The 24,205-nt window shown below is 55.4% G+C and carries 21 protein-coding genes and 1 tRNA gene; 4 read left to right on the top strand and 18 right to left on the bottom strand.

What is annotated here, in order from left to right:
- Positions 1–9: 9 nt before the first annotated feature.
- The 3 genes from MHAR_RS01210 to MHAR_RS01200 form a co-directional block, all read right to left on the bottom strand.
- Positions 10–546 (bottom strand): hypothetical protein, encoded by a 537-nt coding sequence (locus tag MHAR_RS01210; RefSeq protein ID WP_048144222.1) that lies wholly within the window; start codon positions 544–546, stop codon positions 10–12.
- Between the two features lie 75 nt (positions 547–621).
- Positions 622–2,547 (bottom strand): V-type ATP synthase subunit I, encoded by a 1,926-nt coding sequence (locus MHAR_RS01205; protein ID WP_014585812.1) that lies wholly within the window; start codon positions 2,545–2,547, stop codon positions 622–624.
- Between the two features lie 31 nt (positions 2,548–2,578).
- On the bottom strand, positions 2,579–2,890 hold the full coding sequence (locus MHAR_RS01200; RefSeq protein ID WP_014585811.1) for a V-type ATP synthase subunit G: 312 nt from the start codon (positions 2,888–2,890) through the stop codon (positions 2,579–2,581).
- Positions 2,891–3,542: 652 nt separating this feature from the next.
- Here MHAR_RS01200 and MHAR_RS01195 point away from each other — a divergent pair.
- Entirely contained in the window at positions 3,543–4,835 is a 1,293-nt protein-coding gene (locus tag MHAR_RS01195; RefSeq protein WP_228369585.1) for a hypothetical protein, read from the top strand.
- 236 nt (positions 4,836–5,071) lie between these two features.
- On the opposite strand, the gene MHAR_RS13165 is transcribed toward MHAR_RS01195, so the two are convergent.
- From MHAR_RS13165 to MHAR_RS01145, 10 genes are all read right to left on the bottom strand, one after another.
- Positions 5,072–5,545, bottom strand: coding sequence for a hypothetical protein (locus MHAR_RS13165; RefSeq protein WP_143763221.1), 474 nt, complete (start codon positions 5,543–5,545; stop codon positions 5,072–5,074).
- A 130-nt stretch (positions 5,546–5,675) separates the two neighbouring features.
- Positions 5,676–6,551 (bottom strand): universal stress protein, encoded by an 876-nt coding sequence (locus tag MHAR_RS01185; RefSeq protein WP_143763220.1) that lies wholly within the window; start codon positions 6,549–6,551, stop codon positions 5,676–5,678.
- Positions 6,552–6,596: 45 nt separating this feature from the next.
- Positions 6,597–7,646 (bottom strand): DUF1646 family protein, encoded by a 1,050-nt coding sequence (locus MHAR_RS01180; protein WP_048144218.1) that lies wholly within the window; start codon positions 7,644–7,646, stop codon positions 6,597–6,599.
- 302 nt (positions 7,647–7,948) lie between these two features.
- The gene (locus MHAR_RS01175) at positions 7,949–8,824 is read right to left on the bottom strand and encodes a universal stress protein (protein ID WP_143763220.1); all 876 of its coding nucleotides are present in this window, start codon (positions 8,822–8,824) and stop codon (positions 7,949–7,951) included.
- A gap of 45 nt (positions 8,825–8,869) precedes the next feature.
- Complete coding sequence (locus tag MHAR_RS01170; RefSeq protein WP_048144218.1) at positions 8,870–9,919, bottom strand: DUF1646 family protein; 1,050 nt, start codon at positions 9,917–9,919, stop codon at positions 8,870–8,872.
- A gap of 302 nt (positions 9,920–10,221) precedes the next feature.
- Positions 10,222–11,097: a universal stress protein gene (locus MHAR_RS01165; protein WP_143763220.1), complete on the bottom strand. Its 876-nt coding sequence runs from the start codon at positions 11,095–11,097 to the stop codon at positions 10,222–10,224.
- Positions 11,098–11,142: 45 nt separating this feature from the next.
- Positions 11,143–12,192, bottom strand: a complete 1,050-nt coding sequence (locus MHAR_RS01160; RefSeq protein WP_014585807.1) for a DUF1646 family protein — start codon at positions 12,190–12,192, stop codon at positions 11,143–11,145.
- Positions 12,193–13,208: 1,016 nt separating this feature from the next.
- Positions 13,209–14,072 (bottom strand): universal stress protein, encoded by an 864-nt coding sequence (locus MHAR_RS01155; protein WP_014585806.1) that lies wholly within the window; start codon positions 14,070–14,072, stop codon positions 13,209–13,211.
- Positions 14,073–14,543: 471 nt separating this feature from the next.
- Positions 14,544–15,485, bottom strand: coding sequence for an archaeosine biosynthesis radical SAM protein RaSEA (locus tag MHAR_RS01150; RefSeq protein ID WP_014585805.1), 942 nt, complete (start codon positions 15,483–15,485; stop codon positions 14,544–14,546).
- Positions 15,486–15,543: 58 nt separating this feature from the next.
- Entirely contained in the window at positions 15,544–16,443 is a 900-nt protein-coding gene (locus MHAR_RS01145) for an NAD(P)/FAD-dependent oxidoreductase (RefSeq protein WP_014585804.1), read from the bottom strand.
- A 182-nt stretch (positions 16,444–16,625) separates the two neighbouring features.
- Between MHAR_RS01145 and MHAR_RS01140 the strand changes: the two genes are divergently transcribed.
- Positions 16,626–16,697, top strand: a tRNA-Gly gene (locus MHAR_RS01140).
- An 84-nt stretch (positions 16,698–16,781) separates the two neighbouring features.
- On the opposite strand, the gene MHAR_RS01135 is transcribed toward MHAR_RS01140, so the two are convergent.
- Together MHAR_RS01135 and MHAR_RS01125 are read right to left on the bottom strand one after the other, a co-directional pair.
- On the bottom strand, positions 16,782–18,002 hold the full coding sequence (locus MHAR_RS01135) for an ORC1-type DNA replication protein (protein ID WP_014585803.1): 1,221 nt from the start codon (positions 18,000–18,002) through the stop codon (positions 16,782–16,784).
- 963 nt (positions 18,003–18,965) lie between these two features.
- Positions 18,966–19,226, bottom strand: a complete 261-nt coding sequence (locus MHAR_RS01125; protein ID WP_048144215.1) for a UPF0147 family protein — start codon at positions 19,224–19,226, stop codon at positions 18,966–18,968.
- Positions 19,227–19,662: 436 nt separating this feature from the next.
- Between MHAR_RS01125 and MHAR_RS01115 the strand changes: the two genes are divergently transcribed.
- Together MHAR_RS01115 and MHAR_RS13870 are read left to right on the top strand one after the other, a co-directional pair.
- A complete protein-coding gene (locus MHAR_RS01115) occupies positions 19,663–20,220 on the top strand; it encodes an Sjogren's syndrome/scleroderma autoantigen 1 family protein (RefSeq protein ID WP_014585801.1) in 558 nt (185 codons plus the stop codon).
- Positions 20,221–20,298: 78 nt separating this feature from the next.
- Positions 20,299–21,351, top strand: a complete 1,053-nt coding sequence (locus MHAR_RS13870; RefSeq protein ID WP_014585800.1) for an Ada metal-binding domain-containing protein — start codon at positions 20,299–20,301, stop codon at positions 21,349–21,351.
- Positions 21,352–21,592: 241 nt separating this feature from the next.
- On the opposite strand, the gene MHAR_RS01100 is transcribed toward MHAR_RS13870, so the two are convergent.
- The 3 genes from MHAR_RS01100 to MHAR_RS01090 form a co-directional block, all read right to left on the bottom strand.
- Positions 21,593–22,177, bottom strand: coding sequence for a cobalt-precorrin-7 (C(5))-methyltransferase (locus MHAR_RS01100; RefSeq protein ID WP_014585799.1), 585 nt, complete (start codon positions 22,175–22,177; stop codon positions 21,593–21,595).
- A 76-nt stretch (positions 22,178–22,253) separates the two neighbouring features.
- Complete coding sequence (locus MHAR_RS01095) at positions 22,254–23,426, bottom strand: cobalt-precorrin-5B (C(1))-methyltransferase (protein ID WP_143763438.1); 1,173 nt, start codon at positions 23,424–23,426, stop codon at positions 22,254–22,256.
- A gap of 126 nt (positions 23,427–23,552) precedes the next feature.
- Positions 23,553–24,191 carry a precorrin-8X methylmutase gene (locus MHAR_RS01090; RefSeq protein ID WP_014585797.1) on the bottom strand — a complete coding sequence of 213 codons (639 nt, stop codon included), beginning with the start codon at positions 24,189–24,191 and terminating at the stop codon, positions 23,553–23,555.
- Between the last annotated feature and the right edge of the window lie 14 nt (positions 24,192–24,205).

Below are 24,205 nucleotides of genomic sequence, written 5' to 3'. Positions count from 1 at the left end.
ACCCGAGAGTTACGCCCCTAGCAGATTCAAACCTACCAAGATCAGGATCGTTATCAACAAGCCGAAGACTGCAAATGTCTCAGACATGACGGTGAGGACCATACACTTGCCAAAGGCTCCAGGTTCCTTCGAGACCGCTCCTATGCTGCCGGCTGCTGTTATCCCCTGACCGATGGCCGAAAGCCCGGCAAGCCCAACGGATAGGCCACCTCCTACAGCGGCAAGTCCCATGATCAGCGCTGCATTCTCCGGAGTGGTATCCATCAAGCCAGCCAACGAAGTGGCCGCCGACTCGAACGCAGCATAACCGCCGAGGATGCCCGTACCGATCATTATCAGGACAGCCCCAAGAAAACCATAGATGCCTTGAGTCTGGGGAAGCGCCTGGAAAACGAGGGCTGTTCCGAACTTGCCCGGATCTTCCGCTATCGCACCCGCGCCCGCAGCTCCGGCGATGCCTACTCCAATGCCGGCACCAATTGCGGCTGCGCCCATTGATATGCCTGCACCGACTGCGGCCAGTGCAACACCTGTACTTATATCCATACTTTTATCCTCCCTGATAACCGATGTATACAGTAATATAGCTACTACACCATATTTCAACCATAATTCAGATAGCTACTCTTTGGTCAGCTCCCGTCTTATCCTGTAAGGCCTGTACTCAGATCCTCCGCCCTCGTAGAATTTGTTAAAGAACTCTACATAGTGCAACCTTATCCCGTGGACGAAGCCGCCCAGACCGTTCATCCCCCAATTGAAGATGTGCCCGACGACAAAGACGATCGCCCCCAGCACGATTCCGATGAAAGGAACGCTGTCTACCATGGATGAGAGGATGTTTACGGTCATAGCTATCCCGCTGGTGGCCAGACCCAAAGCCAGAAGCCTGGCGTATGATAGCACATCTCCGAGGTAGCCTGTAATATCGAAGAAGAAGAGCGGCCCGTGGATTATGGCGACCAATATGACGCCGATCAGTAAGAAGACCGCGCCTATCGACTTCATATCCATCATGAGCAGCGCTATGCCACCCTGCAGAAGGAAGAGCCAGAATTGGTCTCCAACGGCATCTTTGTACTGCTTCCCCTTGACGTTCTCCGCAAACCCGATGAGGAGTCCGAGGTTCAGATGAATCAGCCCGATCACCAGAACCAGAATCAAGAAGAGCTGCACGTCTACCATCGGATCGAATATTATAGGCCTCAGAGCCGATATTCCGAGATACTTTAAAGCAAAGTCGCCAAAATACCCACCTGTCAGGATGCCGAACCCTATCGTCGCGCAACCGATCGCCGCAAAGATGACGCCGAAATCCTTCACCGATGAGCTGTACCTGCCACCACCGCGAAGTAACATCAATCCCACCGCCGCCATCATCACGCCGTATACGGCATCGGTCAGCATAATCCCGAAGAAGAGCATGAATACCGGCGCTAACATGAAAGTTGGATCGATCTCGTGGTACTTTGGACGGCCATAGAGCTCCGTCAGAACCTGGAAGTGTCTGATGAATGGCGGATTCTGAAGGTACACCGGAATATCATCAGGAGAAGGATTCGGGTTGGACTCCTTGACCACCGAGTATCCCTTGGTGACCTCCAAGACCTCTTCTTTAACAGAACCGATGGATTTTGCGGGTATCCACCCCTCCAAGATGAAGGTCTCGTCGGTCCTCATGAAGTTGGTCTGCACGTCAAGCCTGTCTCTCTCGATCAGGAGAAGCTCCCGATGTACCAGCAGTTTGTCCCTCCAACGCTCGGCCAGCTTTTTTATCTCAGACCTGAGAAACTCCTCTTCAGAGGCGAGAGATGCTTTTCTTTCACCAAGCGTCGAGAGCGCTTCCGCTGGGGTCCCAGATAGACCGCTAACATCCATCCTCTCAAACCCGATCCGTCTCAGGGAATCTGAGACGTCCTTCGAGACCTCTGAGAGGGCAACCACCAATACAACAGATTCGATCTGCGAGATATCTTTAGATCCGATGTAACAGATCCCGTTGGTTATCTCGCTGAGCTTGCTGGTCATGTCGCTGGCGCGCTCTTTTGGCGCGATGCCGATCAGAACGGTGAGAAGATCCGTTTTGACGACGTCGGCAAGATCGACCCTGAAATCTCGTATCTTCTCAAGAGATTCCACCTTGGTGGAGATTTCGCCAAGCTCCGAAGTTACCCGATTCAGACGCTCTTCAGGCTCTCTTACCGCAGCATTGGCCTCTTCTAAAAGTCTCTCTGACCTCTCCAACAGTTTCGTTCCGTAGACCTTTTCAGCTTCCATCTTCTTGGGCGGGGATGGGCTGAAGAGCATCTTAAAGAAGTTGTCCTCAGGTAGGGGAGAGACTGCACCGAAAAAGTCGAGTATCTTGTTAAAAGACATGACCTGGGCTGTAATCTGCCTTATGGTCGGATCTGATGGGTGCTTTTCTAGAAGCTGCGCCCATTCGGGTGATTCCATCGTCCGGGTTACATCGGTCATCTGAACGACGCCGAGCTCATGGAGTCGTTGGATAAGCGGATACTTGTATTTGCTCAATGCGACGATGTGCAACCGTCTCATCTGGACTGGTCGAAACATCCGATCACCCGATTACTTGTGACGCTACAAATGCTCCCGCGTCCGAGATCTTCGACTGAGCCCGCTCTGAAAGCTGTCGTGCCTCGCGCTCACCTTCCGTGATAATCTCGTTGGCGGACCTCTTTGCCTGTGAAATCTTATCTTCAATAAGAGCCTCAACCTCCGCATCAGCTTCTTCAATCACCTTGTTTACCTGCTCCTCTGCTGCTTTATTGGCCTTGATTACCAGTTCTTCGGCGTCCTTATTGGCGCGTTCGAGCTTGGAAAGAGATTCCCTCTCCGCCCCTTTCACCATTTTCAGCGTCTCAAAGACCATTGCAGTCCCCCTAACGACGGACCACAACAAATCTGGCACTAAATTTATGATCCATCACGATTATAGGTGTTAAATCACATATTAAACCTTTTTGGTTAAGAAATACCCACCGGATTATAAAATGGAGATCACGATTAACAATTATAATTATTAATCGTGATAGTTGTGGACATTTTGATCTGTAAAATCGCTTTGAATGGGCATAAGTCGGCAGAGAATTTCTGCAATAATAGTTTGGTAAATATTTCCAACAAATCCGGATAATATCGGCATAAGTAGGTGTATATGGATTTTATTAATGCCGAAGCTGTATTAGTTGGTGAGAATTAATAGTATTCATGAACTAATATCATAGTCGCATTGAATAGCAATTTATTTAGTAATCTGTTAAGGCTGATTCAAGGATATATCCTATCAAGAAAGCGATTTTTCATCCCATTCCAGAGATAGAAAGAGAAAAATCGTAGGTAGTTGATTTGAGAGAGTATAGCGGAACTAAGGGCTGAAAAATTCTCATATATATCATGAAATAAGAATAATTTTTTTTAATTTATTTAATATCAGTTCCTTGATGCACGCTGAATGGGCAAAAACCACTTATACTATCACTATTAATAATGATCATTATTGATAATGAAGAATTGATATCCAGGTGGTGCTAATTGTGGCTATCATTAAGAGGGGGCTGGCTACAGGAGTAACCTATTTGCTGATAATCTCTGCGGTGTTGGCAAATAGTGAGAGCATCGCTCCGGAGGACGGCTGGGTGAGAACCTTCGGCGGCGCCGGGGAAGACGTGGGAACATCGGTCCAAGAGACGAAGGATGGTGGGTATATAGTAACGGGCAGCACAACATCTCACAAGAAAAACATCGCTTATTCATGGATGATAAAGGCTTCCCGAATAGGCGAAATCTGGCTGATCAAGACGGATTCAGAAGGGAATACCCTTTGGGAGAGGACATTTGGCGGGATGGGCAAAGATATTGGTTTCATGGTGCAGGAAACGAAAGACGGAGGCTACATCATCGCGGGTGCTACAAAACCGCATGTGATCGGAGATTATGATATCTGGCTGATCAAGACCGATTCGGAAGGAAACCCAGAATGGGATAAGACCTTTGGTGGACGGGGCAATGACTGGCCCAACGCGATCCAGCAAACCGCCGATGGGGGCTACATCATTGCAGGCGGCACAGAATCTTATGGCGCCGGATTTAATAACGCATTTTTGGTAAAGACCCCCCGAAATACGAACCTCTGGCTCATCAAAACCGATTCGGAGGGGAATATAGCCTGGGACAGAACCTTCGGGGGATCCGGCTTTGATGAAGGCTCATCCGTCCAGGAGACAGATGACGGGGGCTACATCGTCACAGGATATACAACCTCCAGCGGTGCAGGCGGTAGCGACATCTGGCTAGTAAAAACGGATCCGAGAGGTCGCGGGCTCTGGGAGAGAACCTTCGGCGGACCCCGGGAAGACGTTGGCTTTTCTGTCCGCGAGGCGAAGGATCTCGGCTACATCGTCACAGGCAGCACAGAATCTTTCGGGAACGGCAGCAAAGACGTCTGGCTGATCAAGACGGACTCAAACGGGACCAAAGAATGGGACAAGACTTTTGGCGGCCCTGGTTTTGATGAGGGGATAGCTGTCAAGGAGACGGGGGATGACGGCTATATCATCGCAGGATATACAACGGAACACGATGATGGCGCGTTGCACTCCTGGCTGATAAATACGGCGGACAAAAGTCACGTATGGCTGATCAAAACCGACTCGAAAGGAGAGAAGGAGTGGGATAGGACCTTCGGCGGAAGAGGCAATGGATGGGCCAACGCAGTCGACGAAACGACCGATGGGAGCTACATAATCACCGGGGCGATGGAGTCTCATGGTGATGGAAGCAGAGACCTCCTGCTGATAAAAGTGAAGGGAGGGTAGAGCTTTGGTCTCTTGCGTGAACCTCAATCCCAGTGCTGCTTTCCGGTAAAGGCCGCAACCTGGGTTATTTGAGATGAGCAACCGGTATGCAAACCATCTGGAGCCGGCACCTCATCACAAATTACCGAAGATATCATGGCGCCAAAAATTGCGGGGTTGAACTCAACCCCGCAATTAGGAGGCCGAGATTGATCGACAGGTCAAAACTACTTCTCACCTGGGATCAGGACTTTGTGTCAAGCTGCCTTTGAGCCATAAGTCCTGATAGTTCTGATCTCCTGTGCACCCAAGACGATCAGCAGGAGTCCGAATATCGATTCGATCCCAAACCCACCAAAGCTTACGTTTATTAGTCCTGCAAAGATCAAGGCCATTCCAAGGGGAACGAACATGCTCCGTTCTTGAATGCCCAGCGCTGATGCCCCGAATATCACCAGAACTATTCCCCAGACGGGGTCCATAAATCCGGAGAGCATGATGCCAGAGATGCCTATGGCCACAATCACTGAGCCCCATATTCTGAGGTCTCTCTTCATTTCGACAACCGTTTTATTAGGCACCGCCGACGGAAGCCACCTGGGGCGCGTTGAGTAGCCTTCAAGCCACGTTGTACGAAATACGATCCCACTTAAAAGTACAAATAGGAAGCACTTGGAGAGTCTAGTATGCAGGAATTTCTTGTTGGATTCAGAATTTTTTGTGCCTAGCATATCTTTCCACCTACCTCACCTAATTGAAGCTTATTCTATCATTCTTAATAGTTAAGATTTGCGCCTTATCCCGCCGAATTTAAATGTAATTACAATATAATACAATAAATTGCATCAAAAAAGGTGAGATCTAAGTGCCTTTCTTAGATCTCACGATCAGTACCGGCCTCTCTGCGGTCCTCACGACATCAAAGGTGGTGCTTCCCACCATCATCTGTTTTATCCAGCCCTTGCCTTGGGAACTTATCACGATCAGAGATACATCCTCCGTCGTGGCCAGGGACGTGATCTGCTCCCGGGGGTTGCCCACGTCTACGTGGGTTCTTACTTTGAGGCCCGCGCTGGCGAGATCCTCCTTGATCTCTCCGAGCTTCTCCTTCGCCTCTGCGACGTAGCCTTCGATCTCCTCCTGGGTCTCTCCCTTGGAGACGACGTACTCCAAAATGACCTCTCCGACTACGTCCTTCAGACCCTTGATCATCGAGATCGATGACTGTGAAGCCTCCGAGAAGTCTGTGGTGCAGAGGACCTTGGAGAATATCATGGGGCAGAACTTCTCGTAGGTTGCCCCTTCAAGCCCCTCCAGCATCTTGTAGCGCATGATGAGGGTATCTTTGTTGCTGAAACGGACAACTCCCGTTGAAGCGCTCCCCAGAAGGATGCCAGAGACGCGGCCCTTTCCCAAAGCGCCCATCACTATCAGAGAGACATTCTCCTCGTCTGCAACCCTCTGAATGGTCCTGGAGACGTCCGCCTCAGTGATCACCTCGAGCCGGGGGGTGACCTTAAAGCCGAGATTCTCGAGCCGCTCTTTTATGTCGGCGAGATCGATCTTGGCATCTTCGACTTTGGGTCCCCGGGTCCATCCCCGTTTTGAGGGATGGGTGGCATCCACCACGTGGAGGAGCACTATCTCCTTCAATCCCGGAACGTCCCCTATGCATTCTATGACTTTTTGCGCATACTTTGAAAAGTCTGTTGGAACTAACACCTTCTCGTACATCATAACCCTCCTCGCATCAGTTTATCCTCGGACATCAGCCCCCGTAATCTAAATGTAGAATATCCATCCGAAGTAGACCAGCATCGTCACAAGGCCGATGGGGACGCCGGTGCGGGCCCACTCTTTGCTGGTTATGCCCAACTTGTTTGCAGATATTATGTTTGGGATATTACCGGGGATGAGCATCCCTCCAGCGACGAGAAGCCCCATCAGGATGGCCTTGATCTGGAAGATATCCATGGAAGGGCCGATCTCCGCTGCCGTCAGAGTGGCGTTGTCCAGGACCGCAGAGGACATATTTACCCAGTAGAGGATCATCGCGGGTATGTGGATCAGGTAAGTATCTATGATGATCTTGAAGCCGCTGCCCAAGAGCAGGAGGGCCATAACAAAGAGGTATACCTTCGCTCCCCTGATCCCCACGTCCCGGAGAGTATCACCGCCTCTCGCTAAGATATCCGTCTCCTTTGCGACCGTCTTTTTCCCGACGATGATCGTGCTCAATAAGCCGAAGGCCAGTATCCCCGGGATTACATACATGCCTATCGTCTCCAGCAGGAAGGTGAAACCTGCATAATATGGCGGACCCTGCAGCTTGGTTATGGCTATGGTGGAGAGGGGCTCGCCCACCGGGGTCAGAGCTGCTCCAAGACCTATGGAGAAACAGGCCACCACCGTGAGCTTGATTTTGGTATTGCGATCTAGGGGCATGAGGCTTACCACCTCAACCAGAACCAGGGCCGCGATTATGGCTGTGATCAGGCTTGCGGATAAGCCCAGGATAACCACTATCAGAAAGACCAGTATCTTAAGAGGGACCTTATCCAAGAGGACGTTCATTATCCTCTGCGCGTGAGATCTTCCGTAATAGAATAGAAGACCCGCTACCAGAACCGCCGGGACTATCCCCTTCATGATCGGCTCTTCGATGGCTTCTATCACCAGCTCCATATGCCAGGCGTTGGCTATGGTAACCGCGGACACGCCCATAACAAACAGGAAGGCTTCAAGCTGCTCTTCAACCTTCTTTATGAAAAATGGGCATAGCAATACCAGCAAGAATATGCCGAACAAACCCATGTCGACTGTACTTACCATAATGACTCCTTGCTCAATATATCCGATTACTGTGAGATTTTGCAGCTCCTACTAACATCACACCCTTGAAACTCTCTTATGTTTTTAGGAGTTGTAGATATCCTTTTTCCAATGGTCGATTCGTCTTGGAGAAGATACGAGATCGATCTGGTCCACGAACTCCGGCCTTCAGGCCGCTTTATGGGAAATAATATCGCAGCGCGTAATAGATGCTGAAGCCGTTTCCCCTGGGATTTTGATGGCCCCGATGCCGAGTCCGTAGCGAAGCACCCCTTGAATGATAAAAAGAACGGTTTTGAGATCTAAGTGCCTTTCTTAGATCTCACGATCAGTACCGGCCTCTCTGCGGTCCTCACGACATCAAAGGTGGTGCTTCCCACCATCATCTGTTTTATCCAGCCCTTGCCTTGGGAACTTATCACGATCAGAGATACATCCTCCGTCGTGGCCAGGGACGTGATCTGCTCCCGGGGGTTGCCCACGTCTACGTGGGTTCTCACTTTGAGGCCCGCGCTGGCGAGATCCTCCTTGATCTCTCCGAGCTTCTCCTTCGCCTCTGCGACGTAGCCTTCGATCTCCTCCTGGGTCTCTCCCTTGGAGACGACGTACTCCAAAATGACCTCTCCGACTACGTCCTTCAGACCCTTGATCATCGAGATCGATGACTGTGAAGCCTCCGAGAAGTCTGTGGTGCAGAGGACCTTGGAGAATATCATGGGGCAGAACTTCTCGTAGGTTGCCCCTTCAAGCCCCTCCAGCATCTTGTAGCGCATGATGAGGGTATCTTTGTTGCTGAAACGGACAACTCCCGTTGAAGCGCTCCCCAGAAGGATGCCAGAGACGCGGCCCTTTCCCAAAGCGCCCATCACTATCAGAGAGACATTCTCCTCGTCTGCAACCCTCTGAATGGTCCTGGAGACGTCCGCCTCAGTGATCACCTCGAGCCGGGGGGTGACCTTAAAGCCGAGATTCTCGAGCCGCTCTTTTATGTCGGCGAGATCGATCTTGGCATCTTCGACTTTGGGTCCCCGGGTCCATCCCCGTTTTGAGGGATGGGTGGCATCCACCACGTGGAGGAGCACTATCTCCTTCAATCCCGGAACGTCCCCTATGCATTCTATGACTTTTTGCGCATACTTTGAAAAGTCTGTTGGAACTAACACCTTCTCGTACATCATAACCCTCCTCGCATCAGTTTATCCTCGGACATCAGCCCCCGTAATCTAAATGTAGAATATCCATCCGAAGTAGACCAGCATCGTCACAAGGCCGATGGGGACGCCGGTGCGGGCCCACTCTTTGCTGGTTATGCCCAACTTGTTTGCAGATATTATGTTTGGGATATTACCGGGGATGAGCATCCCTCCAGCGACGAGAAGCCCCATCAGGATGGCCTTGATCTGGAAGATATCCATGGAAGGGCCGATCTCCGCTGCCGTCAGAGTGGCGTTGTCCAGGACCGCAGAGGACATATTTACCCAGTAGAGGATCATCGCGGGTATGTGGATCAGGTAAGTATCTATGATGATCTTGAAGCCGCTGCCCAAGAGCAGGAGGGCCATAACAAAGAGGTATACCTTCGCTCCCCTGATCCCCACGTCCCGGAGAGTATCACCGCCTCTCGCTAAGATATCCGTCTCCTTTGCGACCGTCTTTTTCCCGACGATGATCGTGCTCAATAAGCCGAAGGCCAGTATCCCCGGGATTACATACATGCCTATCGTCTCCAGCAGGAAGGTGAAACCTGCATAATATGGCGGACCCTGCAGCTTGGTTATGGCTATGGTGGAGAGGGGCTCGCCCACCGGGGTCAGAGCTGCTCCAAGACCTATGGAGAAACAGGCCACCACCGTGAGCTTGATTTTGGTATTGCGATCTAGGGGCATGAGGCTTACCACCTCAACCAGAACCAGGGCCGCGATTATGGCTGTGATCAGGCTTGCGGATAAGCCCAGGATAACCACTATCAGAAAGACCAGTATCTTAAGAGGGACCTTATCCAAGAGGACGTTCATTATCCTCTGCGCGTGAGATCTTCCGTAATAGAATAGAAGACCCGCTACCAGAACCGCCGGGACTATCCCCTTCATGATCGGCTCTTCGATGGCTTCTATCACCAGCTCCATATGCCAGGCGTTGGCTATGGTAACCGCGGACACGCCCATAACAAACAGGAAGGCTTCAAGCTGCTCTTCAACCTTCTTTATGAAAAATGGGCATAGCAATACCAGCAAGAATATGCCGAACAAACCCATGTCGACTGTACTTACCATAATGACTCCTTGCTCAATATATCCGATTACTGTGAGATTTTGCAGCTCCTACTAACATCACACCCTTGAAACTCTCTTATGTTTTTAGGAGTTGTAGATATCCTTTTTCCAATGGTCGATTCGTCTTGGAGAAGATACGAGATCGATCTGGTCCACGAACTCCGGCCTTCAGGCCGCTTTATGGGAAATAATATCGCAGCGCGTAATAGATGCTGAAGCCGTTTCCCCTGGGATTTTGATGGCCCCGATGCCGAGTCCGTAGCGAAGCACCCCTTGAATGATAAAAAGAACGGTTTTGAGATCTAAGTGCCTTTCTTAGATCTCACGATCAGTACCGGCCTCTCTGCGGTCCTCACGACATCAAAGGTGGTGCTTCCCACCATCATCTGTTTTATCCAGCCCTTGCCTTGGGAACTTATCACGATCAGAGATACATCCTCCGTCGTGGCCAGGGACGTGATCTGCTCCCGGGGGTTGCCCACGTCTACGTGGGTTCTCACTTTGAGGCCCGCGCTGGCGAGATCCTCCTTGATCTCTCCGAGCTTCTCCTTCGCCTCTGCGACGTAGCCTTCGATCTCCTCCTGGGTCTCTCCCTTGGAGACGACGTACTCCAAAATGACCTCTCCGACTACGTCCTTCAGACCCTTGATCATCGAGATCGATGACTGTGAAGCCTCCGAGAAGTCTGTGGTGCAGAGGACCTTGGAGAATATCATGGGGCAGAACTTCTCGTAGGTTGCCCCTTCAAGCCCCTCCAGCATCTTGTAGCGCATGATGAGGGTATCTTTGTTGCTGAAACGGACAACTCCCGTTGAAGCGCTCCCCAGAAGGATGCCAGAGACGCGGCCCTTTCCCAAAGCGCCCATCACTATCAGAGAGACATTCTCCTCGTCTGCAACCCTCTGAATGGTCCTGGAGACGTCCGCCTCAGTGATCACCTCGAGCCGGGGGGTGACCTTAAAGCCGAGATTCTCGAGCCGCTCTTTTATGTCGGCGAGATCGATCTTGGCATCTTCGACTTTGGGTCCCCGGGTCCATCCCCGTTTTGAGGGATGGGTGGCATCCACCACGTGGAGGAGCACTATCTCCTTCAATCCCGGAACGTCCCCTATGCATTCTATGACTTTTTGCGCATACTTTGAAAAGTCTGTTGGAACTAACACCTTCTCGTACATCATAACCCTCCTCGCATCAGTTTATCCTCGGACATCAGCCCCCGTAATCTAAATGTAGAATATCCATCCGAAGTAGACCAGCATCGTCACAAGGCCGATGGGGACGCCGGTGCGGGCCCACTCTTTGCTGGTTATGCCCAACTTGTTTGCAGATATTATGTTTGGGATATTACCGGGGATGAGCATCCCTCCAGCGACGAGAAGCCCCATCAGGATGGCCTTGATCTGGAAGATATCCATGGAAGGGCCGATCTCCGCTGCCGTCAGAGTGGCGTTGTCCAGGACCGCAGAGGACATATTTACCCAGTAGAGGATCATCGCGGGTATGTGGATCAGGTAAGTATCTATGATGATCTTGAAGCCGCTGCCCAAGAGCAGGAGGGCCATAACAAAGAGGTATACCTTCGCTCCCCTGATCCCCACGTCCCGGAGAGTATCACCGCCTTTCGCAAAGGTATCCGTCTCCTTTGCGACCGTCTTTTTCCCGACGATGATCGTGCTCAATAAGCCGAAGGCCAGCATCCCTGGAATTATGTACACGCCTATGGTATCCAGCAGGAAGGTGAAACCTGCATGATATGGCGGACCCTGCAGCTTGGTTATGGCTATGGTAGAGAGGGGCTCGCCCACCGGGGTCAGAGCTGCTCCAAGACCTATGGAGAAACAGGCCACCACCGTGAGCTTGATTTTGGTGTTGCGATCTAGGGGCATGAGGCTTACCACCTCAACCAGAACCAGGGCCGCGATTATGGCTGTGATCAGGCTTGCGGATAAGCCCAGGATAACCACTATCAGAAAGACCAGTATCTTAAGAGGGACCTTATCCAAGAGGACGTTCATTATCCTCTGCGCGTGAGATCTTCCGTAATAGAATAGAAGACCCGCTACCAGAACCGCCGGGACTATCCCCTTCATGATCGGCTCTTCGATGGCTTCTATCACCAGCTCCATATGCCAGGCGTTGGCTATGGTAACCGCGGACACGCCCATAACAAACAGGAAGGCCTCCAGCTGCTCCTCAACTTTCTTTATGAAAAATGGGCAAAGAAGCACCAGCAAGAATATGCCGAACAAACCCATATCGACTGTACTCACCATAAAATCCATTCCTCCATACCAATATCTAATTAATACGAGATTTCGCAGCTCTTGCCAGCTCTACACCTTTTGCGACTCCCTTACGTTTTTGGTTGATGGAGATCTCCTCTTTTCAGTGGTCGGTTTGTCTGGGATGGCACCCGAGATCCATCTGGTCCACGAAGTGCAGCCTCCAAGCCACTTTGTGCGAAACACAACCGAGGCGCATAATAGATACAGAAGCCATTTCCCTGGGGATCGTGATTTTTTCATGGCAGACATATAAATCCTCCAACTAAGCGCGCCCTCTTAAACTCCTGATATTAAGTCCTTTTGGGCCAATAAACGATTATAATGATTAATAATGACAAAAAACCCGTCTTAATTGTTTATAAGTACGAAAAAGCTATTATAATGATTTATAATGACAAAAGCGTATGCATAACGATTAATAATGATATAAAGAGCAATTTTAAATTTTTTATGGCCAAGGGAAAACATTGATGATTTTAAATGACAAAAGCGATATGGAGATGATTTATCATGATACAGACCTCCGGTCAAAGTCGTGAACAATATTATGGTCTGAAAAGCGGAGTCAAAAGAAAGAAACTCATAATAGAATCAAAAATTGCCGGATATTCTCATCCACGTCGTTTCAGAGTCTCGAATAAAAATAAGTTTTGCAGAAATATAGTATTAAAATAAAAATAGATAATAACATGATCTCTGGCGGGTCGGCGCGGTGAAATTCGTGAGAATGAATCTTCGGGAGGATAAATTTGGGTCCTTAGAAATGCAGCGCCCGAAAGCTGTAGATCCCGGATCTGGCACCTTCTTACGGTGGAGAGAGAGCATCTGGTGTCGAAAATCAAATATACTCCGCGTCCAGGATGAGGGCATCCTCTCTTATCGCCTTCGCGGCCGCCTCGTCGCTCCCGCCCCGGTTGCGGGGCCCTGGCCGCGCCGTTCCACGGCTGAATCAAGAGAGTTAATACGGTATACTGGGCGCCATCCCTGTCATGATGGTGGAGGCTCTAGGAAGCTTTGCTTGCCCTCAATACCAGGACGGGCTTTGTGCCGTTCTTGGATACCTCGTAGACGACGCTTCCGACTATGTGCTGTTTCATCCACCCCTTGCCGTGGGAACTCATGGCTACCAAAGAGACATTTTCATCTTCGGCGACTGCGATGATCTCTTCGGCAGGGTCCCCCATGCTGATCAGGACGGAGGCCTTGATGCCGTCTCTCTCGAACCCCTCCTTAATGGCATTGAGCTTCTCTCTCGCCTCCTTCATCTTGGCATCGACGTGCGCTTGGCTCTCGCCGCTGAAGACGACGTTTAAGAGTACGACCTCGCGGACCCCAATCATCCCCTTGACGAAGCGGATCGCCTCCTCTGAAGGTTCAGAGAAGTCCGTGGGACAGAGGACCTTGGTGGTTATCATGGCGCAGTACTCTTCCAGATCGATGCCGCCCTCCAGCATCTTATAGCGCATGAGAAGGAGGTGCCTGTCGCCGTACCTCAATACGTTCTTGGCGACGTTCCCGAGAAATATGTTTTGGAGGAAGCCCTTTCCCCGGGCTCCCATCACCACCAGATTGACCCCCTCCTCTTCGGATACCTCCTGGATGTTCCTGAATATTTCTCCCTCGAGCATCGGCTCTGCCCTCTGCTCTACCTCGAGCCCCTGGGCCTCCAGAAGCTTCGCTTGATCTAACAGCTTCTTCTTGGCCACCTTCAGCCTGGCTCCAGGGTTCCAGATCGTGGCCAAAGGGTCCACTGGACCGATGACGTTCAGGAGGACGACCTTCTTCACCCCGGGCAATCCGCCGACGCACTCGAGGACCTTATCTGAATACTTGGAGAAGTCCGTGGGGACCAAAACCGTTTCGAACATCCTAACCGTACCTCCCTCCAATTTTCTGGTGTTGCTCGGCCCATATGCCGAGAACTCTGCATAGCAACCTTCTATAATTGATATCCCATCCGTCGTATTTCAATCTTACGACCATAAAAAGATATTTTTCCGAGATATATCATCGAATATACCCGCGGATAGCTGCACGAGAACCGGCTCGGGAATGCGAACGCCGGTTCTCGGATCCTGAACTCATGATGGACTTTCATTGCTCATCTATTAAGGCTATTTCGATAGGTTTCGATGTAAAGGGTTATTCTTTTCATTATAGAAATATATTTCAAATATTTTATGCTGTGAAAAACGATGTGATAAATGCACTTTGTGTGGTATCCAAACGTTAAGTAGAGTAAATTCGTCATATAAATTTTGACTGTTTGTCTCAAAGAACCTCTAACGTCGGGCAATTCATTACGATTTTTGAGTTACCCGATGACGAATGGAAGGCCTTTACAGCCTCCTCGAATCCGAACCCAGAGGCGAGCCGAAGGCGAGGTCCTCCAGCGCCAACACCTCCTCCCAGGCGGTTCTGCACCGGCAGTCGAGATCCTCGAAGACGCCTGCGTCCTGGGTGAGGGCGTGCTCCCTTATCGCCTTCGCGACGGCCTCGTCGCAAAGGCCGCAGTTGTGGGGACCCCGCCTCGTCCCCGCTGCTACGGGATCGCAGAGGATGGGCACCCCCTTGACCCCCTTCAGCACCGTTACGGCGCTCCAGAGCCAGGGGGGCCTGTACTCACCCAGCATCCAGATCCTCTCCAGGGGGGTCCCCTTCTGGATGTTGCAGAGGTTCAGGGAGATGACGTCGGAGGAGGGGAGGGCGTCCCGGGCGGACCGGAGGGCGTCGGATATCGCCACCCCCTCGGAGAGGAAGGGGGGCTTGAGGAGGAGGTAGGTCTTCACCGACCCGCCGGCGGCGTGGACGACCTTCGCCGCCGCCGCGAACTCCTCGAAGGAGAAGCCCTTGGAGATGGATCGATCCCTCACCAGGTCGTTGGAGGTCTCAAGCCCCACGGCCACCTCCGTCCTGATCCTCGCCACCGACTCCTCCACCGCCTCCCCGGTGACGTACTCGGGCCGAGACTCGATTATCAGCTTCTCCACCCCGGCGGCGGCGAGGCCGTCGAGGATCCTGACCCTCGCCGGAGGGGGGACCTCCAGGGGGTCGAAGAAGCTCCCGCTGGTGTAGATCTTGACGACCCGATCCTCGGGGGAGAGGTCCTTTGTGGCGGCCCGAAACTGGACCAGCAGGTCGTCCCCGGTGGCGGGAGCGCCCTCGGAGGCGTAGCCGCAGACGGTGCATCGGCGCCATCGGCACCCCCGGGTCCTGAGGATGATCGTAAGAGACCCCGCCGCCTCCCCGTCCAGGAGATCCTTCGACCGCCAGACCGCCACCGGCCTTCCAAGGTCGGGCTCCTTTCGTCTCTCTCTTTTGATGGTAACACCACCCGGATTACTGGATGTGCCTCATGGCGCTGATGGCGGCGGAGGTCCCCGCTCCGACGGCCGTCGTCACCTGCATCCTCCCACCGGTGACGTCCCCCGCCGCGAAGACCCCGGGGATGTTCGTCTCCTGGGTCAGCCGGTTGACCTTTACAAACCCGCCCTTTGTCAGCTCTACCCCGAGGTCGGCGGCCAGCTCGACGTTGGGAGAGACCCCCATCTCGACGAAGACCCCGTCCACCTTCAAGGTCCTGACTTTGCCCCTTGCCCTGAACTCGACGCCGGTGACGAAGCCGTCTCCGAGGATGCTGATCGGCTCGACCCCGGGGGTGGCGACGAAGTTGGTGAGGCTCTTGATCCTATCGAGATAGATCGCCTCCGCCACCAGATCCTCCCGGACGTTGAGGAGGTGAACCCTGGCGCAGAGCCCCGCGAGATATAGAACCGCGCGGGCCGCCCCATTCCCGTAGCCGATCACCGCCACCGTCTTGTTTCTAAATAGGGCGCCGTCGCAGTAGGCGCAGTAGGAGACGCCCCGCGTCGCGTACTCCACCTCCCCGGGGATGGATAGGGTCCGGTGTCTCGCCCCCATGGCCAGGATCAGGGCCCTCGCCTGGTACTCCCAGCTCTCGGTCTTAACCCTGAAGACGCCGTTGAGGGAGACGACCTTGGCCACCACCTCCTCGTGGAGCTCCGCGCCGTACTTCTTGGCCTGGGCCACCATCCGCTCCGAGAGCTCGATCCCCTGGATCCCCTCTGGGAACCCCGGATAGTTCTCGTAGAGCCCGCCCATAGACTGCTGAGAGCCGTAGACGTTTCCCAGGATGAGGATCTTCTTCCCGCCCCGAGCACAGTACATCCCGGCGGTGAGCCCGGCCGGTCCCGCCCCGATGATTATGACGTCGTACAAGAGAGGACACCACCAACTCCATATCGGTTCGAGTTGATGATAGATAAAAGATGTGCAGATAAAGGGGAGGATAGCCGATGGCTAAAGGAGGGAGATAGCTGATATATCAAGGGAAGGGGGCCGGTCTGCCCGCAATGTTTTTACGCTGGAACGTTATGGGGTGTGTGGCGGCTAAGACCAGAGCGCCGATAGTGTAGTGGTCATCACTAGGCGTTGCCAACGCCTAAACCCGGGTTCGAATCCCGGTCGGCGCACTCTTCGCATCTATTTCTCAGATCTTCGAGGCCAGAAAGGAGGGCCGAAGCCCTACCTCCGTTCGCTTACTTCAGAGCCATCGGCTAGAACCATCTGCTCTGGAGGGAGGCCGCCCCCCCGATGAGGTCCTTGAGCCGGTAGTCGTCGAGGATCATCGCCTTCAGCTTTGCCAGGGGTATGGAGAGGGAGATCTCCTTGGTCCTGCCGTAGCGCCCCTTGCTCACCACCACGGTGTGGATGATCCCCAGCATGTCGAGCTCCGCGATCAGATCTGCGATCCTCCGATGGGTGAGAAAATCGAGGTCCACCAGGGGGCAGAGCTGCTTGTACATCCCGTATACCGCTCCAGTGGTGACGTTCTTTATCCCCTGCTCCTCCAGGAGGAGGACGCTGTAGAGGACGAGCTTCGACTGGGTCGGAAGGGTCATCACCACCTCCCTAACCCGATCCCTCTCGATCTTGGCCCGGGCGGCCCTCACCTGATCCTCCGTCACCCTGTTCGACCCCGTCCTCTCCGCCAGCTCCCCCGAGACCCTCAGCAGGTCGAGGGCCCGCCGGGCGTCGCCGTGCTCCTGAGCCGCCAGGGCCGAGCAGAGGGGGATGACGTCCTCGGCAAGAACTCCCGGCTTGAAGGCCATCGTAGCCCTCTGTTCGAGGATGTCCTTGATCTGCTCCGCGTTGTAGGGGGGGAAGATGATCTCGTCCTCCCCCAGGGAGCTCTTCACCCTCGGGTCGAGGAAGTCGGTGAACTTCAGGTCGTTGGAGATGCCGATGAGGCTGACGCCGGCCTGGTCCAGGTCCGAGTTGATCCGGGTCAGGTTGTAGAGGATATCGTCCCCCTTCCTCGTCAGCTTGTCGACCTCGTCCAGGACCATCACCACCATCCGCCGGTCCTCGTCGAGGGATTTTCTCACCTCCTCGTAGACCTGATCTGTGGGCCATCCGGTCATGGGAACCTCCCTACCAAAGCAGCGGGCCAGGTGGGCCAAGACCCGGTACTGGGTATCGATCACCTCGCAGTTGATGTATATGAAAGAGCAGTTTGAGGCGCTCTTGGCCCCGGCGGCTTCCAGCTCCGAGCCGACGTACTTGGCGACGGCGGTCTTCCCCGTCCCCGTCTTGCCATAAATCAGGACGTTAGAGGCGGTCTCGCCCCGAAGGGCTGGGACCAGAATCGAGGCCATGCCGTTGATCTGATCCTCGCGATGGGGGAGGGCTGAGGGCGTATAGCTGGAACGCAGTACTTCTCTGGACTCGAATATCTCCCCCTTCTTCAATAGGTCCGCAAATAATCCGCCTGACATGAAAGAGCAATCCCCCCGAACAAAAAAGCAAATACATTCTATCTGTTATTAAGAGTTGCGGTGCGAAACCCCCGTTTCGACTCCAACCCCCTCACCCCATTGTTTCCACTGGAATGGGGAATATATCCAGGAAGAGAAGAGAGAAAAGCCGTCAATATATCCTGCTGTAACTAGCTTTCTTATCCTACTTAAAGATGCTGATCCTTCCCTCTAGAGATGATCCGGGATAAAAGATGAGAAGAGGGATTCGGGTTCGGCTGCGCCTTTCGATCTGGATAGGCCCCGGCGATTTCTCTCTGGAGGGTTTCGCCCTCTGGGGCGCTGCCGATCCGATCGATTTTTTAAACCAGATCTTCACGATTTTGCATCACCATTTATGGCGAATTATCCGGAGCCGAGATGATAGGATCATGGCCGTTGATCTCCAGTCGAAATAAAGGGGGCCGGGGGTTCCAGTAGAAATATCAGGGTCGGAGCTGGAGGGTATAAATCTCTAATAGAGAAAAAATATTAATATTTTTTTTCCAGGCTTTCGATTCACCTCTCGATATCACCTCCCCTCGGTTCCAGCGGAAACCAAGGGGTCGGGGGGCTCCAGTGGAAGCCAGGGGGTCATCGGGATCGATGGGGCGAGGAGGGCTGATTGGTCGGATCTCCCTTATCCTGCCACCTTTGAGCCTTCTTCTTCGGCGCCAGCCTTCGGCCGGGGTTGATTGTGGGGCTATATGGGCTTAATGAGCTTAATAGGCTCAAAGGAGATCAAAATGCATAGCATTCATAAATTCACATAAGCCCCGGAGAGGCCTGAGCTGTTCGATCTCTGGATGCCCGGATCCTCCTCTTCGAGGTGGATGAGAAGAATGCAAGGCTGATGGTGGGACTTACCTCGGAGGCGGCCTATTTGTCACCACCGTTCCCCTCATCCCCGCCCATCGCGTCGGTTGATACGGGAGCTATCTGGCCTCATCCGACGGGGACCGTCTCGAGCTGGCTCGCGACGTTCCAGATCAGGGTTCTGGTGTGGAGGGGTATATTTGGATCGTTGCTGATCTCGTCCAGAATAGATATGGCAGATGCTGCCCTTATGGCTTCTGATTCCTGGACGTTGAGAAGGGTCGCCTTGACGCTATCCGCAGAACGCCTTATATTTCTGGGAACGGTATCGTCGCTCATGATGCGCTCTAAAACTTCGACGCATTGCTTAATCACGTTTTCAGCTGTCATGGAATCACCACACTTTCAAGACGGCAAAAAGGTTATAGGATAAATCCGTCCCATGAAGCTATGACATGGTAGTCATATTTAAACGTATGGTGGTCACGACCTGGTTTATCGGCGATAGGAAGGCGATTCTTCCGTGGATGGGGTTTTTGAACCGCCCCAAAGCCCCAGGCGATCCGGGGGAGTCGGTGGCGGCATGCCGGAGGGAACCCGAGTTCCGGGAGGGTTTCAGAGGGCTTAGATGGGGCTCGGCGGGCTGGAAAGACCTGGCGCCGCTGGAGGGCAGCCGTCTTTGAGGGGCGGCGCATCTCCCCCCTGGCCTGGGGCGCGGGAGGTCGACATTCGAGGCGAAAGCTCTAGATCGGGATGATCTGGAGGGTCAGCTGGAGAGGCGGGCGATGAAGAGGGCCGGAGAAGAGAGGGATCGAGGTGGTTCTGTATGGATGAAGAAGAGGCGATCAAGAGGATGACGCGGCTTTTGGAGATGGGAGGGACGATGCTGGCCACCCATCACGAATGCGGGGCGCCGCTCTTCCGTTATAAGGGGGAGGTGGTATGCCCCGTCTGCTCGTTTGAAGAGGAGGGGGCGGCGGAGATCCCCCATCAGGGAGAGGGATCTCCGGCCGGATCCCCCCCGAAGGGCGCAGCAGGGCCGGCCGGGAGGCGGCGTGGAGATACGGAGGGGATCTTTGGGGGAGATTCTGAGGAAGGGGGGCGGATCCGGGAGGAGAGGCCTCGTAAAGCCGAAGATGAAGGGGAGTCTGGCCGTCGCGAGGGGTTATCCCGAGGTATGAGGGCAGAATCCCCGATGGATCCGGCCCTTGGAGGGTTAGAGGCGGCGATCCTCGATAAGATCCGGGAGATCTCCGATAAGATCGGGGAAGAGCAGGATATGAGCAGGCTGAAGGGTCAGCTGGAATGCCTGAAGGAGGCGCTGGAGGTACTGGAGCGGCTGAGGGGTCTCGGCTCGGCCTTCGGGTCCGACCGGCTCGGATAGGACTGGTTGACCTGGGTTTCTCCCTGCCGCTCTCCTGCAGGCGTTCATCCCTTCGATCTCCAGTGGAAATAAGGGGGTATGCAACTGACAAAAAGGCTTTCATCCCGGAAAAGGGCTGTTATCTTAACCCTCCTCCTGGGCGCCGTCCTCGCCTCCGGGGCGTACCTTCACTTCGGAGGTGGGTTCGTTGTCCCCTCTCCGGTGGCGGGGGCCCTATCATCGGTGCAGGAGGACTGGGGGGGTTGGATCAAGGAGCTTCGATCTTCCCCCCATGGGAGGAGCGAGGCGTATCGCGGGCCCCCCCTGAGGGCCGCAGAAGATCCAGGGCTGGAGGAGGGTGATCCGGGTTCAGGAAGTCTCGCCACTGGGGCGGCCGCCTCTTCCTCGACGGAGGCCCTGGAGGTCCTGGACTTCGACTCCTCCGTCAGCAGCACCCTCTTCCGGGCCTGGGGCTCGGTGGCCGTCCGGACCGGATCGACGATCCCGTACCTTATCCTGAACGCCACCCTCTGGGACGGGGATCAGCTCGTCGAGGGGTCCAGGTATATGATGATGGATCTGGAGCCGGGAACGGGGCGGGATTTCGACATCAGAAAGATCTGCCGTCTCCGTCCCGAGGTGGGTTATTCTTGTCTTCTGGAGGTGGAGGAGCCGGAGGGCCTCCTATCGATGGAGGGGGTGGCAATAGCGGAGCGTCGGGATTGCCTGGTGGCGGAGGAGGATCCCCAGAGGGTGATCTGGGGCGGGTCCGAGGAACCCATCCGGGAGGCGCCCTCCGAGAGGCCCTCAGTCGAGCCCCTTTCAAGATACGGATCAGCAACGGGGATCCAGTCCTTCTCGTCTAGATCCACTGAAGGATCTCGGGGCTTCGCAGCCTCCTCCGAGGAGCTCAAAGGGGACGAAAGATCTCAGGATTCGGTTACTGCCATCGACGAGGAGGAGGAGACCGTGACAGGTCCGGCAGATGATCTCGGATACGAGTACGTCGGGAGCAAGACCTCCGACAAGTATCATCGGCCGGACTGCAAGTCGGCGAAGAAGATAAAGCCAGAGAACAGGATAACCTTCTCCGATGTCTGGGAGGCCCGGGAGGCCGGCTATTCCCCCTGCAAGGTCTGCAATCCAGGTTAGGAACTTTTTTTATATTTCCAACCTTTATCAGACCTGATCTCGGCATCTCCAGTGGAAATGATGGGGTCGTCCTGAACCTGATAATCCTGGCCCCTCCCGACCCACATCCAGCCCTCCAACCCCTGATCCACCCCTCGATATCGGAGGAGGCCCTTAACCCTCAGGCCGGTCGGAGCCTCCACCTCCTCCGCGGCGGAAGGCCGCCATCCGTCCCCATGGCCCGAGCAGCGGATTGCGGACCTCACCGGGAAAAGCCGAGATCTCCTATCATCACCGAGGCGAGCCCCCTCGAGGGGGGCGGCCTTCTGGTGCTTCCCCGCCGGATCTCCTCCTTCGGGTAGCCGAGGTCGGTGAGGACGGCGACATCCCTCGATAGCCCCCTCTCCTCCAGGAGGCGGCATAGCCCCGGAAGGTCGGTGGCTTCGTCGACGAGGAGGAAGACGGCCCTCCCCCGGGCCACCTCCTCGACGATCGGCTCGGGGTCCATCCTCCTCCCGTGGACGGTGATGGGGACGACCTTGAGGAGGCTGACCTTCAGCCTGGAGCAGGCGACTTGCATGCTGGATATCCCGGGGATCACCTCCCCCTCGAGGTAGCCGAGGCCGCTGAGCATGGGGTCACCGGTGGAGAGGACGACCGCCTCCGGGGGGAGCTCCCGGAGGGCCCTGTAGTCCTCGATCTCCGCGACGTCGCAGCCGGGGTCGATCACCTCCCGGACCAGCTCGATCGCCCTCCTCGAACCCCGGATCAGCCGGGCCTCTTTAACCGCTTCTGCCGCCTCGAAGGTCAGCATCCCCGGGCCTGCTCCTACGCCGACGATCTTCATCTCAGAGACCTCCTCATCTGAACTCACCTCAGTTTATCCTCTCTTCCCCCGACTTCTTGACCGGCGGAGCATGCCCTCAGGAGCCCGGCGGGACTGATGGGGGATGAGGGGGTGGGAGCTCCCGGAGTATCGAGCCGTCCCTGTTGATGAGGACGATCCTCGTCCCGGGGAGCCTCTCCCCGACCATCTGGAGCGCCTCGTCGATCCGGGGGTGGCCCGGCTCTTCCTCGACCATCTCCGCGACGGTCCGATACCCCGTCCCCTCCAGGAGCTCGGGCATCCCCCACTTCAGGATCAGGGCTGGAAGGCCGCAGAGGACGGAGTCCTGCCCCTCCCTGAACCGGAGCCGATCGAGCTGGTTTCCCAGGAGGACGACCCTGAATTTCGGGAAGAGGAACCGGCTGTACCTGAGGCCGACCCTCCCGGTGGTGACGACCACCCGATCCGCCTCCAGGACCTCCGCCTCGCGGCTCTCGGCGAGGTGCTCGTTCCAGGGCTCGACGAACCCCGTCGAGCCGAGGATCGAGATCCCGCCCAGGACCCCGACCTTGGGGTTCAGGGTCTCTCTTGCGATCGCCTCGCCGTTTATGACCTCAAGCTCCACCCGGACCGCCTCCAGGCCGGCCTCTTCCATCCCCTCCTCGATGGCCGTTTCTATCTCTCCCCTCGCCGAGGGGCTGATGGCTGGCTTTCCCAGGGGGACGGTGAGCCCCGCAGCCCCGATCCGCCCGATCCCCGCCCCCGCGACGAGCTCGATCCTCTTTCCCGGCCCCTCCCCTCCGGGCCCGGTCCCCTCGGCGTGCCTGGTATCGTCGGATCCCAAAGGCCCGGGATCCTCTCCGGCGGCCGCCTCATATCCCGCCTCGGCCCCGATCGCCTCCGCCCTCGCCATCAACGCCGCCCCGGCGGTGACGTCGGAGGCGTGGTCGCCTCCGATCTTGACGGCGGTGCAGGTTCCTCTGCGCCCCTCCACGGGGACGGAGACCCTGATCCCCGCCGGGGTGAGGATCGAGACTGTGAAGACCGGCCCTCCGAGGGAGATGACCGCCCCTTTGGCGGCGGCGGCGGCCGTCGTCCCCGTGGTGAGCCCCCGGCGGAGGAGGGTCCCGTCGGAGAGGAGGGCCCAGAGGCCGCTTCTGACCTTCTCCAGGACCCGGGGGTCGGTGGCCCTCTCGATCCAGTCCCGGGGGATGGATAGGCCGGCGACGGGATCTCTCACCCCTCCCTCTCTCCCCCTCTCCTCCGGCATCTTCTCCTTCTGCCCCGCCTCTTTCGGCCCTTCCTCTTCCCGCTCCTCCTCACCCATCCCTGAAACCCTTCCTCTGCCGTCTTTGGTGGCCCTCTTTGGGGCCCCGCCCCCCCCTCTCCGGAGGGCTCAGGTCCCCCTCTTCTCCTGCCGCATGTTTATGATCTCGTTTATCGCGGCGACGGCGATGGGGGTTCCGCCCCGGGTGCCTACCGTCGATATCGAGGGGACGGCGATCTTGCGGAGCCTCTCCTTGCTCTCGGCGGCGTTGACGAAGCCCACGGGGACGCCGATGACGAGGGCGGGCTCTGCCTCCCCCCTCTCCATAAGGTCGCAGACCGTCAGGAGGGCGGAGGGGGCGTTTCCTATGACGACGATGCTCCCGGATAGCTCCCCCGCCAGCTCGACAAACCCCGCCGAGGTCCTGGTGATCCCCTCCTTCTCAGCCAACCGATCGCCCCTGCCGATGGCGGTGATGATGGGGCTATTGTGCCCCCGCTTCAGCACCCCCGCCTCCACCATCCTGATGTCGACGAATATCGCGGCGGCCGCCTCCAGGGCGGCGAGGCCGGCGGCGGCGGGGTCGCCCTGGAACCTGAGGATCTCCGCGACGGAGAGGTCTCCGGTGGCGATGACGCACCGCTGCTTAATCCTGTCCTCGGGGGTCCTATCCCCCACGATCCCGGCGATGAGGCTCCTGCTCCTGTTGTAGATCTCCATCGCCTCGGGGGTCACCGCCCCCAGGTCCTCGTACTTCTTATCTGCCATCTTGAACGCCCCCG

It is taken from the genome of Methanothrix harundinacea 6Ac (assembly GCF_000235565.1).
In the GTDB taxonomy this organism is placed as follows: domain Archaea; phylum Halobacteriota; class Methanosarcinia; order Methanotrichales; family Methanotrichaceae; genus Methanocrinis; species Methanocrinis harundinaceus.
The sequence above is the reverse complement of the archived record's forward strand: the minus strand, read 5'-3'. Positions and strand labels throughout refer to the sequence as shown.